This window comes from Saccharospirillum sp. (assembly GCF_039982735.1).
GTDB lineage: Bacteria > Pseudomonadota > Gammaproteobacteria > Pseudomonadales > Natronospirillaceae > Saccharospirillum.
Genome location: NZ_JBDWXV010000015.1, coordinates 1 through 12,884, shown reverse-complemented (window position 1 = coordinate 12,884; position 12,884 = coordinate 1). Strand labels below are relative to the sequence as shown.

Sequence of the window (12,884 nt, the reverse complement as noted above, 5' to 3'; positions counted from 1 at the left end):
ACACCTGAAAAGTCATAGGAGAAGGAAATGTCTGAAGGCATTTGGATTAAAAAGTCACTGGTTGCTGCGGTCGCAGCAGGTACTCTGGTTCTGGTTGGCTGTGGTGAAGATGATTCCAACAGCAGCAACAGCTCCACCAGCAATGAATCTTCACAGTACGTCAGCGTCAACAACCCGCGTGGTTCCATTACTGGCCTGGTGACTGACACTAACGGTATGCCAATCGAAGGCGCCACTGTCTACCTTGGCAACCAGTCTGTTGTAACCAACGCCGGCGGCCAATACTATTTCAGCGATGTGGCCGTCAGCCAGACCGTTCGCAACGACAACGATTCCTACGCTCAGGCATTGGCACTGACCATTGTTCCGCCAGCCCAGTACCTGAAAGCGAGCGTTACTGTTAAGCCGCAGGCGCAACTCTTCAATGGCTCTGAAGCCAATGCAGACACCAGCGAAGTCACCAACCCGGTAACCACCTTCATCGATGGCTTCAATGCCTCGGCCGGAACCGCAGTGTTGCCAGAGAAAATGGCGACGGTCAAAGGCGTGCTGCGCAGTGCAGACAGCGGTGAAGCTCTGGCTCAGGTAAACCTGGCGCTGGACATGATTTCGACTGCTTCTGAAGTCGACCAGGAACAGGAACAAGATGGCGTAGTGACCAGCTATGGCATTGAATCTGTCACTACAACGACAACGGCCAGCGGTGCCTTTGAATTCTCCAATGTTCCTGCTGATGCCATTCTGAAACTGGCTGCTGATGGTTATGCGGTTGATGAAGATAATAATCTCGCTAACACTTCAGACGAATATACCCCGTTTGATATGGAGAATGTTTCAGCCAGTAAAGTGCAAAGCATTGATGACATTTCACCCTGGGTGAAAGCCGTTGCCGAAGTTGTTGACCAGACCGCCACTCGCGGTATGTTGAATGACGATGTGTCGACTCAGTTCACCATCGAATTCAGTGAAACCATGGCTGGAATCGACGCAGCTGGAAACTCCCTGCTGGTTCGAGATGTCGACGGCGGTGCTTACCTGGCACACACGGCTAGCCTGAATGGTAAGGTGTTGACAGTAACACTGGATACTCCTCTGGTTGCCGGTAACGAGATTGACGTCCTGTTGTTGCGTGATGATTTCCGCGATACCGCCTTGCCGTCTAACTCTGTTGGGACCGAGCTTGCCAATGGGGATAACTCTCCTGTTGGTTTTGATGAGAGCTTGTCCACCAGCGTCGGCAGCAACTATGTCCGCATCAAGCTGAAAGCCTACATTGAAGCAAACCAAAATGCCGAAGCTGTTGACCTGAATGACACTGATAGCCAGCAAAATAAGGACGATTACGGTTTTGGTTCTTTGCTGCAACTTCAAGAGAAAAATAGTGCCTTCCTGGATGTTGACGACGAACGTGTCGGTATTCAGCAACTGAACACTGCTGACGACAACGATTCCAGTAATGTCGCCGACGCGTCAGAGCGTATGGAAGATCTGGCCAGTGCCATTGCAGCGACTGTGGGTTACATTGATGACACCAGTGTTGAAGCCAATGCTGCTGGCATTGAGTTTGAAGCAACGGTTGCCGACTACTATGAAATGGACGTTATCGGCAGCAATGGCCTGTCCAAATTCAACGGTCTGGTTAACAAGCGTCTGGTCGGCGCGACATTCGACGATGGCGTTGCCAACCGTTTCGTATCCGATGTCGTAGAAGGCGAACCAATTTACCTGGTTGTTCAGGGCGTAGAACCTGAAGATATGATCACTATCACGCCATACGATCAATTCGGCTACAGTGGCCAGACAGCATCGGTAACGTTGAAAGACAATGTCGCGCCAACCACCGTGCTGCAAAATGCGTATGGCGTTAATGCAGACAACAACAACGGCTCGGTGACCAGCCTGCAATACGGTAATGGTGGCGAGCAGTCATCTACGCCTCTTGTTGATCCGGGCATCCCGTTCCTGAACATCACTCCGCGCATGTTGAGTGTGGTTGATGGCACCAGCGACGGTACCGAAGAGCTGGGCGTTGAAGGTCTGCTGACCCTGAAGCCTCTGTTTGACCTGAACCTGGTTAACGACATCGCCGACAGCAACGACCGTGGTGAATACTTCATCGACGAGCTGGACTTCGACGCCGCTAACATTTCGGGCTCGACGCCGGGAATTTACGATGCAGTAGCCTATACTGCATGGATGGCCGATGTTCAAGATCAAAATACCGGAGAACCGGGCGCACGCACCCGCACCATCGGCGTAGCAATGTCTGAAAATGTTGAGCTGACTGGAACGGATCCGGTTGTTGATACGCTGAACGCTGGCCTGAGCAACTTTGTTGCCAACAGCAACGTCAACATTGAAGACGATGGCGAATCAACAACGGCCGATCTGGTTCAATTCGACATCGACGATGTGGTGACCTTCGGTAACACCGATCACGGTTCCATCATCGACTTCCAGGCTTCCATCCAGGATGCAACCGGAAATGCCGGTTCAAGCAATGCCAAGGTTGTCGTTGGTGATGCACTGCCGCCGATGGTTGAAAGCGCCAGCTATGTAGGTAACGAACTGGTCATCAACTTCAACGAAGCGGTTGCCATCGATACCACGACTCAGATCGTTCTGGGTGGACAGACCATCACCATGGATCTGGACACGGTTAACGCTTTCAATGCACAGGCTGATCAGACTACCCTGCGTGTCTTGCCAAGCGCCTGGGGCGAAGACCTGAACCGCACCGCGACTTTCACACTGGCACAGTATGATGAAGCTGATGCAACTGAAGGGTCTTTCCCGTCGGATCTGTACCGTCACGCTCGTCTGGACTTTAGCGATGTGGAAGACGCGCTGGGCAACAGCTGGAATGATTTCTCGATCGGTAACGCTGCCGATGACAACGAGTTCTTCTTCCATCAGCCAGATTTCGCCGCGATTGATCAAACTGGTTTGTTCCGTGTAACCGGTGTCGACAACGGTACAACGCTGAACTCTGACACCATCTCGGTTCAGTTCACGGGTACCCACCCCATCGACCTGTCTTCCTGGGACGGCAACAACGACGGCACCATTGCTCAGAATGAGTTCGAAGGCCGGTTCACCTTTACTGATGCCAGTGGTGGCACGGCAGACATCAACGTAGCTGACGATACTCACTCTCTGGTGGTCAGCAATGGCGGACGTACTCTGACCTTCACCTTTGTGTTGGGCGGTGACAACGTTGAAGTTAACGATAACCTGATCGTTAACGCTGCCTGGGAAAGCCAGTGGGACGCGTCCGAGACTTCGGCTCCTGCCAACTCAGACGTTGATTTCGAGTAATCTCTCTCGAAACCATCAGGTAGTTTAGGCTACCTGACTTTGATGGCCCGAATCGTTTGATTCGGGCCTTTTTTTGTCTGCTATTTTTGAAACGTCGTTCTCAGGCCAAAAAAAACCCGCCGTAGCGGGTTTGATTACTATTGGCTTCCAGTTAACTGACTTCTTTTGCCAGAATCTTGGCCGCCCATTCTTTGGGCCCTGTCTGGTGTACCGAGCTGCCTTGGGTATCAACGGCAACGGTTACCGGCATATCCACCACATCAAACTCGTAAATGGCTTCCATACCCAGGTCTTCGAAGGCGACCACTTTGGCCTCGCGTATAGCTTTTGATACCAGGTAGGCTGCACCCCCAACGGCCATCAAATACGTTGCCTTGTGGCGGGCAATGGATTCAATCGCTACCGGGCCACGCTCTGCCTTACCCACCATGCCGATCAGACCCGTGTGCTCCAGGACGGTATCAGTGAACTTATCCATTCGGGTAGCTGTGGTCGGGCCGGCTGGGCCCACCGCTTCATCACCCATGGGGTCAACCGGGCCAACGTAGTAGATCATCTTGTTGGTGAAGTCGACGGGCAGGGGCTCGCCCTTGCTGATCATATCGACCATGCGCTTGTGAGCGGCATCGCGACCGGTGTACATCTTGCCGTTGAGCAACAGGGTTTCGCCGGGTTTCCAGTCGAGCATCTCGGCTTTGGTCAGGGTGTTCAGGTCGACACGGCGCGCTTTGGGGCCGGCATCCCAGACGATATCGGGCCAGTCTTCCAGCTTGGGCTCTTCGAGCTTGGCAATGCCGGAGCCATCCAGAACGAAGTGGGTATGACGAGTCGCCGCGCAGTTGGGGATGATGGCGACGGGTTTGTTCGCAGCATGGGTCGGTGCGTCCATGACTTTGATATCCAGTACCGTCGTCAGGCCACCGAGCCCCTGTGCGCCGATGCCCAGTTTGTTCACTTTTTCGAACAATTCAAGCCGCAGTTCCTCGCCCCGGTTGCTGGCTCCCCGTTGCTGCAGTTCCTGAATGTTGATCGGTTCCATCAGGGATTCCTTGGCCATCAACATGGCTTTTTCAGCGGTTCCGCCAATGCCGATCCCGAGCATACCCGGCGGGCACCAGCCAGCGCCCATCTCGGGCACCACTTTCAATACCCAGTCGACGATCGAATCCGAGGGGTTCAACATGGCAAATTTGGACTTGGCTTCGCTGCCGCCGCCTTTGGCCGCCACCTGAACATCGACGGTATTGCCGGGCACCACTTGGGTGTGTATCACGGCCGGGGTGTTGTCTTTGGTGTTGGTGCGCTTGCCGTCCGGGTCGGCCAGCACGGAGGCCCGCAATACGTTGTCGGGGTGCAGATAAGCACGACGAACGCCTTCGTTGACCATGTCTTCGACGCCCATGGTGGCGCCATCCCAGCGAACATCCATCCCGATCTTCAGAAATACGGTCACGATGCCGGTGTCCTGGCAGATGGGGCGATGCCCCTCGGCACACATCCGGCTGTTGATCAGAATCTGGGCCATGGCATCTTTGGCGGCCTGGGATTCTTCGCGCTCGTAGGCCTGATGCACGGCCTGAATGAAGTCTTTCGGGTGATAGTAGGAAATGAATTGCAAGGCGTCTGCGACGCTCTGAATAAGATCGTCCTGCTTAATGACGGTCATGAAGGGCTCCTCTGCCGGTCTGCTCGGTGGCGCGCAGTGTACAACACTTTTCCACGAATCGGTTCAGTACAAAAGCATTAGCCGGTTTCTCAAGCGTGGTGGCAATGGCTCGCATCGGATACCGTTGATGCCTCTGAGGGGTCGGCGTGAACCCTTCCATGGGGCCTAGACTGCAGCCGAGGCGTCGGACCGATCCGTACTGCGAACTTCCCCTCAGAGGCATCACCGGCACCCGCCGCTTTACTTGTGTCAGCCTCGACTTTAGCTATTTCGAGGTAGCCTGACTAACGGCACTTGCAAAATTCAAACGCTCGTTTAAATTGTAGGGTAACTTATACCGACAGGAGCTCCCATGAGCGAGATCATACAGCGGGTGCATAATGGTGTGCTGGAACTGACGCTGAACCGCCCCGAGAAACGCAATGCGCTGACCGAGGCTATGTACATCGAGTTGAAGTCCATACTCGATGAAGCCAAGCACAACCCGGAGGCTCGGGTGGTATTGTTGTCGGGTCAAAAGTTCTGCTTCACGGCGGGCAACGATCTGAAAGACTTCATGGAACACCCGATGGAAGATGATGATGCCCCGGTGCTGCGTTTTCTGCGCACCATGGCTGACTTTCCCAAACCCATCGTTGCGGCGGTAAACGGGCCTGCCGTCGGTATTGGCACCACCTTGTTGCTGCATTGTGATCTGGTGTACAGCGGCGACAGCGCGGTCTTCCAACTGCCGTTCGTGAATTTGGGTCTGGTGCCCGAGTTTGCGTCTTCCTTTTTATTGCCGTTAAAGGTGGGGCATGTCAAAGCCGCAGAGTGGCTGATGCTGGGCAAGAGCTTTGGCCCGCAGGAGGCGCTTGAAGCCGGGCTGATCAACGCTGTTTTTGGCGATGAAAATTACCTGCAAGCTGCCCATCAGCAGGCGCAGCTGCTGGCCGCGCAACCGCCTAAGGCGATTGAACTGACCAAGAAGCTGATGAAACAGCATTTTATGAGCATTACGCTGAATACCATCGACGATGAAGCCCGCCATTTTCAGACACAATTGAAAAGCGACGAGTTCCGCCGGGCGGTCAGTGCTTTTTTCGCCGCCAAGTCAGGCGCTGAATAAGCAGGACCAGGTAGCGGCGATCACGCACCAGGTAACCAAACACCAGCCCCCAGAAGGCCCCTCCGATTCCGAATAGAGTGACATTGGCCGCGGTGACCAGGAAGGTCACCAGGCTGGATTCGCGTTCTTGTTCATCCTGCAAGGCGATGACCAGGCTGTTGGCGATGGTCGGCAGCAATGCCAGGCCAGCCAACGTCATGATGTAGGCTCCGGGCAAGGCCCGGAATAGACCGATTACCGACGCAGCCAGCAAACCCAGTATGGCGTAGGTTACGCCAGCAGATACGGCAGCGGTGTAGCGTTTTTTGGGATCCGGGTGGGCATCCGAGGTCATGCAGATGGACGCGGTGATGGCGGCAAGGTTCAGCGCAAAGGCGCCAAAAGGCGCCAGGCCCAGGGTTGTCAGCCCGGTCCATTTTAATACCGACGAGGTGGGGGAGCGGTAGCCGGCAGCGGTCAGCGTCGCGATGCCGGGCAGGTTTTGCGAAGCCATGGTGACGATAAACAGCGGCAGGGTCAGGCTGAAGGCGGCTTGCCAGGTGAATTCTGGCCACTGCAGCACGGGTTTGGTCCACGACCAGTCCCAGGCATTGTCGGCGACCTGATTCAACGCCAGTGCCAGCATCAAACCAACAAGCGCTACCAGCAATACCGCGTAGCGCGGGATCCACAGCCGTGCCAGAAAATACACGATTGCCATGGTTCCGGCCAAAACCGGCGCTTCGGTCAGAGAGGACGCGGCATTCAGGCCAAAAGGAAACAGCACACCAGCTAGCATGGCACTGGCCAGGGCCGGGCTCAGCTTTTGAGTCAGTTTCTCGGCCTGTCCGGTAAAGCCGGCCAGCGTTATTAAAGCCCCGGTCAGAATAAAAGCACCGATCGCCTCAGCCAGTGAAAAACCCGAGAGACTGACAATTAATACAGCGGCGCCCGGCGTTGACCAGGCGGTTACCAGTGGCAGCCGGTGTTGCAGTGACAAGCCCACCGAGGTGATACCCATGCCAAGCCCCAGCGCCCATAGCCAGGAGCTGGCCTGGGCGGGGGTAGTACCCGCTGCTTCAGCAGCCTGAAAGATCAGCACGGCTGAGCTGCTGAAACCAACGAGTACGGCAACAACCCCCGCACTGACACTGCTGAGTGACAGGTCCTGCCAGAATTGACGCCAAAGCGGGGTGCGCATGGCCAGGTCTCCTGTGGTTTTACGGTTGTGCGTTATAACGTACAATGCGCGCAGACTAGCAGTGTGCGCTATAACGCACAAGTCTTTGTTGATCAGGAGAAGTCACCATGTCGGACATTCAGCAACAGTTTGCCGCCAGGCTGAAAAAACTGCGCGCACAGAGGCTCTGGAGTCTGGATAGGGCCGCGATGGAAACCGGTGTCAGCAAGGCCATGCTGGGGCAAATCGAGCGGGGGGAGTCCAGCCCAACGCTGACCACACTCTGGCGTTTGGCCAAGGGTTATGAAGTTGGCTTTTCAACCTTGATAGAGCCTGTCGAGACGGGGCTTAGCAAAGACGAGGCCGCTGTTGATTCGGTGCCCCGGGTAACGCCGGAAGACAGCGCATTGGCGGTAAAAACGATCCTGCCTTTTGCGGCCGACCTGCATACCGAGTTGCTGGACGTCGAGATTGAACCCGGCGGGCTGCGCGAGTCAGACGCTCACCGGGCCGGCGTTATCGAGTGCATCCTTGTCCAGTCTGGTGCGCTGTCGGTCTTCAGTGACGATCAGTGGCACCGACTTCGAACGGGCGAAGCTCATCGCTTTCGGGCTGATCAGTCACATGCCTACCGTAACGACTCCGCGGACAAACCAGCCCGGTTTTTGAATGTGATGGTTTATCCCTGAGGTCGGTTTCAGAACAACCCTAGCTGCGGCCCGTCATCAGAAGTGGGGTTATTGTCGTTGTTATGAGTGTCTTCGGCAGGTGCCTTGGCAGTCGTCTCTTTATCTGTATCTTTGGTTGCTTCAGGCACTGGTGCGGTTGGGTCTTTCAGCCATTGCTCGTCCAGTTGTTGCAGCCAGGTTAACACTTCCGGCAAGTCGTCCCGGTCAGGGTGTTCTGTCATCAATTGTTCTGTTGCTGCTATGGCGTCATTAAGTGTCAGGGTGCTGCCCCAGTCCGGGTCAGTCAGGTGGGTGCGTACATGGTCGTGCCAGTGTGATTGTTCAGCGGCGCTGAGGCTGTCGGGAAAATGCCGGGCGCGGGCCAGAAACACCAGGGCTTGCTGGCGGTCGTCTTGCAGGCCATCCGCCAGGCCTGGCCAGGTTTCAGGGTGGCGGTCTTTACGTCGAATCTGGTTCAGAATGCCGCGATCGTGATCACTGATGAACCCCTGGTAAAGCGCCTGCTGGGGGTCGGCCGGGGCAGGGCGGTCGGTGGTTTTGAACACCTCGCGCGCCAGTGATACCAGGTCGTGCCAGCGATCCAGGATGGCCAGGTGTTGCGCAATGCGGACCGGGTCAATATCGAACCGCTCGCAGGTGGCTTCGTCCAGCATGCGATAAGGGGCGATCATTGGGCACCGGTTTACATGCAGTGTTCTTAAGGGGGGTCTGACAATGCCCTCAGGTAATGAGTCAGTGGGGGTATAGAGCCAGTCGCGAACTTCATCGGCGTTATGATCCAATAGCCAGCTAGGGTCCTGCATTAGATCGAGCACGATGATTTCGTTGCGACGATCCGGGTGCTCCATTAGAGGCACCTCGACCGTCAGGCAGCCTTGCCGGGCTGGAATCTTGCCACTGACATGCAACATGGGCTGGCGCGATTCCAGCGGCAAGTGCCGGCGCACCTCATGCTTGAACCGCAACGACAAGGCATAGTCGAACAACTTTGGCTGTCGGTCTCGAATCAGTCGGGCCAGGGCGATGGTAGCCAGGACGTCGCTAACGGCGTCGTGCGCTTTTGCGTGCTCGATGCCATTGGCGGCCGTTAGCTGTTCAAGCTTGAACGAGGGGTCGCCATTGTCATGCCTGGGCCATTCGATGCCCTCCGGGCGCAGTGCATACGTCAGGCGAACCACGTCGAGCAGATCCCAGCGGCTGTTCTGGTTACGCCATTCCCGGCTGTATGGGTCGAGCAGGTTGCGGTAAAACAGGAACCGGGTGAACTCGTCGTCAAAGCGCAAGCTGTTGTATCCCACGGTGCAGGTACCGGGCTCTGACATAACGGCGTTGATGCGACTGGCCAGTTCCCATTCGCTCAGCCCTTCCTGTTGGCACAGGCCCGGTGTAAGACCCGTAATCATAACCGCCGACGGGTCGATGACGGCATCGGGTAATGGCTTGCATTTCCAGTCCATCGGCTCGCCGATGATGTTCAGGTCGGCATCGGTGACGACTGCGGCAAACTGGGCTATACCATCCCGGGCCGGATGAATGCCCCAGGTTTCGTAGTCGTACCAGAGAAATTGCCGGGGCGCTGTTGAAGTGGGTTTGGGCATGGATTCCGGTGTCCTGTCGGTGCAGTAGTGCTCGCTCCTGCATGGGTTTACACTGTAGCGTCAGCCCGCACAAACAGGCTGGCTGCGGTGATCCGCACGAGCGCCTAATCACGGCGCCAATTTCGTACAGCCTATCATTGATGGGCGTTTCCGGCACGGTGAACGCGCGTTCCCGGCCTGGCTCAATGGCAATCAGGGAGATCGTTACATGGTGCTCAGCAAATTCTTTGGCAAAAAATCCAAGGCCGCAAAACCCACTGCGAAATCACCCGGGAATACCCGAGCCGAAACGGTCAAGCCTGGCATTGATCAGTGGCTATTACAGGCCCGGGCAGACGACCCGAAACAGCGCAGGGAAGCCATGGTTGAGCTGGCCAGGTCGCTGGATGAGGGCAAACTGACTGCAGAGCAGCGTCAGCAGGTGCCTGCGGCCGAACAACTGGCGCTTAGCCTGCATGTGGATACACCGGTGTCGGATGTCAGTGATGATCTCTGCATCGAAGTGGCTCGTCACGGTTTTTCGGCACGGGTTCGCACCGCCGCCGCCAAGCTGGTCAGTGACATCGGTGCACTGGAACAACTGCTGAAGCATGCCAAAGGCCGCGATAAAGCTGTGTATCGACTGGTCAAAACCCGGCTGGATGTACACAAGAACGAGCAACAGGCGTTGCAATCCAGAGTTGATCACACCCGTCGACTGGTTGAGCAGCTCGAGCGTCATGCCAAAGCCCCGGTCGATCCACTCTATAGCGGCAAGTTACGCGCGCTTCAGGACCAGTGGTCTGGCAATAGCCCCTATGCCGACGAGGCGTTGATCGAGCGCTGGCACCAGGCCATCAGCGATGCTCAGGCCCGGCTTCCGGTGGAGTCTGATGGCGCCAGCTCCGAACCGGAGGCGGACACTGCAATACCGGCAACTGAGCCGGATGACGCAGGTTCAGAGAGTATTAGCCCTGCGGAGACGGAAGACGACGCAGCCCCGGATGTCGAAAGCACCGAAAAAGACCCGCATCGCACCCAATTGATTCAAGATCTGTGGCATGACCTGAAAGACCGGCTCGACCAGGCAGACCCTGACCAGGCTCAGGTACGCGATGCCTTGCTGTATCTGACTGAGCAACAACATCAGTGGCGGCAGACCGAGCAGTCGCAACGCGCCAGTCGCGAAGAGGAACGAGCCTTTCATCAGCTTTGCACCACCTATGAAACGTCCTTGAACGCACTGGTTCTACTGATTGAGCGGTACGGTCCGCTGGCTGACCTGTTGCCTGCCATCGAGGCCGATCCGGCTGGTCATGATACTGCTGCCCACGCGTTGGATGAATGGCTGCACAGTCTGGATTGGCCGGAAGGTGAACCGGAACCTGCCCTGAAAGGCAGGGTTGAACAGGCGGTTCGAGTCCATCACGACCAGCTGGCCGAGCATAGAAAACAGAGCATCCAGGCCGTTCGTCAGGCACGCGGGCTGATCCGCCGTTGCCAGGGGGCGATCAACGATGGCCACCTGAAGCGGGCTTCGGGTCTGTTGCAAGGCGTCCGCGATGCGGTGGTTGATTTAAAACCCGAAGAACATCATGGGCTCTTCCGCCAGTTTGAAGAGACTGAACAAGCTGTCGAGAAATTGCGCGACTGGCAGAGTTTTGCGGTACTGCCCAAAAAAGAAGCCCTGATCGAACGCATGCGTCACTTGCTCGACCAGTCGTTACCGCCAGAAGACCGCGCCCGGCAAATTCGCGACATGCAGGATGAATGGCGCATGTTGAGCCGGGGCCTGCAGAACCAGCATCAGGCCTTGTGGGAGACCTTTCACGATCTGGCTCAACAGGCCTATGAACCCTGCAAGGCGTTTTTTGAAGAGCAGGGCAAGCTGCGTTCACTGAACCTTCGCCAGCGCCAGGCGCTGGCCGAACAATTGGGTCAGTATGAGCAGTTGATCGACAGTAAGGGCCTGGATCTGAAAGAGCTGGACCGGGTGCTGACACTCGCCCGGAACGACTGGCGCCGGTTCTCACCGGTAGACCGGGCGGCCAACAAGGCAGTGCAAGCCCAGTTCGACGCCGTGTTTCAACGCTTGCGTGATCGGTTGCAGGGCGAACAGCAGGTCTTTCGCGAGGCCAAGCTGGCCATCATCGAGCAGGCACAAGCCTTGCTGGATGAACCCGATTCGCGCCAGGCTACCGAAAAAGCCAAGCAACTGCAGCGCGACTGGCAACAGGCCGGGCATCTGGCACGGCGCGACGAACAGGCGTTGTGGAAGTCGTTCCGGGCGATATGCGATGAGCTCTTTGCCCGTCGCGAAGCAGCGGCGGATGCCTTTAAGGCAGACCTGAACGCCCATAAGGCACAGGCTGACGTGATACTGGCGGATATGGAAGCCATTCTGGCCGACACGGACCCGCTGGCATCCAAAGGCCGGTTTGATGACCTTAAAGACCAGTACAGCGCTCTGGGTACGTTGCCTAAAGCCGACTATAAAAAGCTGCAGGAACGGCTTGAACGCCTGAACCGGGATTTCCAGGCCCGGTGCAAAGCCATCAAAGTTCAACAGCAGGATCAGCACTGGCAAGCCCTGTTTGACTGGAATCGTCAGGCCCGGTTCGATTGTGATTCAGCGGAAGCGGCGGCGACTGAGTGGCAGGCCTTGAACAAGATACCGGCTTCTGCTGCCGGATTGCTGTCCTCGCTGCCGAATTGGCAGGTACCCGATGCCGATGATAACGCTTTGCGCCGTAAAACCGTTGAACTGGAAATCCTGACCGGGGCAGAGACACCAGAGGCCGACAAAGCCTTGCGCATGGAACTGCAAGTACAACGTCTAACGGATGGTTTGGGCCAGCAAGTGGATCAGAATGACATTGATCAGGCCGTAGTCGCATGGTTGGCCACTCCCGCCAGCGATGCAGCCCAATTCGATGCGCTGATGAGTCGGATGAAGCAAGCCCGAGAAGCCTGGATGACGTCGGACTGACAGAAAAAACTGAAAAAAATCATAAAGTTAGTTGACAGCTACCGGGCTCGTCATTAATATGCGTCCCCGTTGAGAGGCGATGACCAAACGGTCAGCAAAGCACAGCATCCGAACCAGAATCGGGTGATGGTTTCTGAAAATTCTCGATCAGAAGCACTCTCTAAACAGGTTATTGCGGGGTGGAGCAGTCTGGTAGCTCGTCGGGCTCATAACCCGAAGGTCGTAGGTTCAAATCCTGCCCCCGCTACCAAACAAAAAAGCCCGAACAGCAATGTTCGGGCTTTTTTAATGTCTGGTAAAAAGTGGTATCAGGCTAGCTCGTCGGGCTCATAACCCGAAGGTCGTAGCCGGAGCGCCGGCCGGTTAAATCCCGCCCCC

At 56.3% G+C, this 12,884-nt stretch carries 7 protein-coding genes and 1 tRNA gene; 5 read left to right on the top strand and 3 right to left on the bottom strand.

Annotated elements, in window-relative coordinates:
• Positions 1-27 precede the first annotated feature (27 nt).
• Positions 28-3,318, top strand: coding sequence for a carboxypeptidase-like regulatory domain-containing protein (locus ABJT94_RS13500; protein WP_348476047.1), 3,291 nt, complete (start codon positions 28-30; stop codon positions 3,316-3,318).
• Positions 3,319-3,469: 151 nt separating this feature from the next.
• Here the strand turns inward: ABJT94_RS13500 and ABJT94_RS13495 are convergent, their stop codons facing one another.
• Positions 3,470-4,984 carry a fumarate hydratase gene (locus ABJT94_RS13495; protein ID WP_348476046.1) on the bottom strand — a complete coding sequence of 505 codons (1,515 nt, stop codon included), beginning with the start codon at positions 4,982-4,984 and terminating at the stop codon, positions 3,470-3,472.
• A 352-nt stretch (positions 4,985-5,336) separates the two neighbouring features.
• Between ABJT94_RS13495 and ABJT94_RS13490 the strand changes: the two genes are divergently transcribed.
• On the top strand, positions 5,337-6,092 hold the full coding sequence (locus ABJT94_RS13490; RefSeq protein ID WP_348476045.1) for an enoyl-CoA hydratase: 756 nt from the start codon (positions 5,337-5,339) through the stop codon (positions 6,090-6,092).
• On the opposite strand, the gene ABJT94_RS13485 is transcribed toward ABJT94_RS13490, so the two are convergent.
• Positions 6,055-7,272 (bottom strand): benzoate/H(+) symporter BenE family transporter, encoded by a 1,218-nt coding sequence (locus tag ABJT94_RS13485; RefSeq protein ID WP_348476044.1) that lies wholly within the window; start codon positions 7,270-7,272, stop codon positions 6,055-6,057. The two genes, ABJT94_RS13490 and ABJT94_RS13485, sit on opposite strands and share 38 nt — an antisense overlap.
• Before the next feature lie 107 nt (positions 7,273-7,379).
• Between ABJT94_RS13485 and ABJT94_RS13480 the strand changes: the two genes are divergently transcribed.
• Positions 7,380-7,940 carry an XRE family transcriptional regulator gene (locus tag ABJT94_RS13480; RefSeq protein WP_348476043.1) on the top strand — a complete coding sequence of 187 codons (561 nt, stop codon included), beginning with the start codon at positions 7,380-7,382 and terminating at the stop codon, positions 7,938-7,940.
• An 8-nt stretch (positions 7,941-7,948) separates the two neighbouring features.
• Here ABJT94_RS13480 and sbcB read toward each other — a convergent pair whose 3' ends face one another.
• Positions 7,949-9,538, bottom strand: coding sequence for an exodeoxyribonuclease I (gene sbcB, locus ABJT94_RS13475; RefSeq protein WP_348476042.1), 1,590 nt, complete (start codon positions 9,536-9,538; stop codon positions 7,949-7,951).
• Positions 9,539-9,746: 208 nt separating this feature from the next.
• Here sbcB and ABJT94_RS13470 point away from each other — a divergent pair, with 208 nt between their 5' ends.
• Both ABJT94_RS13470 and ABJT94_RS13465 read left to right on the top strand, forming a co-directional pair.
• Positions 9,747-12,506, top strand: a complete 2,760-nt coding sequence (locus tag ABJT94_RS13470; RefSeq protein WP_348476041.1) for a DUF349 domain-containing protein — start codon at positions 9,747-9,749, stop codon at positions 12,504-12,506.
• A gap of 173 nt (positions 12,507-12,679) precedes the next feature.
• Positions 12,680-12,756, top strand: a tRNA-Met gene (locus ABJT94_RS13465).
• Positions 12,757-12,884: the final 128 nt, after the last annotated feature.

What these genes read in the sequence shown, in the direction of transcription:
- ABJT94_RS13495 (WP_348476046.1), bottom strand. Translation starts at nt 4,984, where the DNA reads ATGACCGTCATTAAGCAGGACGATCTTATTCAGAGCGTCGCAGACGCC.
- sbcB (WP_348476042.1), bottom strand. Translation starts at nt 9,538, where the DNA reads ATGCCCAAACCCACTTCAACAGCGCCCCGGCAATTTCTCTGGTACGAC.
- ABJT94_RS13500 (WP_348476047.1), top strand. Translation starts at nt 28, where the DNA reads ATGTCTGAAGGCATTTGGATTAAAAAGTCACTGGTTGCTGCGGTCGCA.
- ABJT94_RS13485 (WP_348476044.1), bottom strand. Translation starts at nt 7,272, where the DNA reads ATGCGCACCCCGCTTTGGCGTCAATTCTGGCAGGACCTGTCACTCAGC.
- ABJT94_RS13480 (WP_348476043.1), top strand. Translation starts at nt 7,380, where the DNA reads ATGTCGGACATTCAGCAACAGTTTGCCGCCAGGCTGAAAAAACTGCGC.
- ABJT94_RS13470 (WP_348476041.1), top strand. Translation starts at nt 9,747, where the DNA reads ATGGTGCTCAGCAAATTCTTTGGCAAAAAATCCAAGGCCGCAAAACCC.
- ABJT94_RS13490 (WP_348476045.1), top strand. Translation starts at nt 5,337, where the DNA reads ATGAGCGAGATCATACAGCGGGTGCATAATGGTGTGCTGGAACTGACG.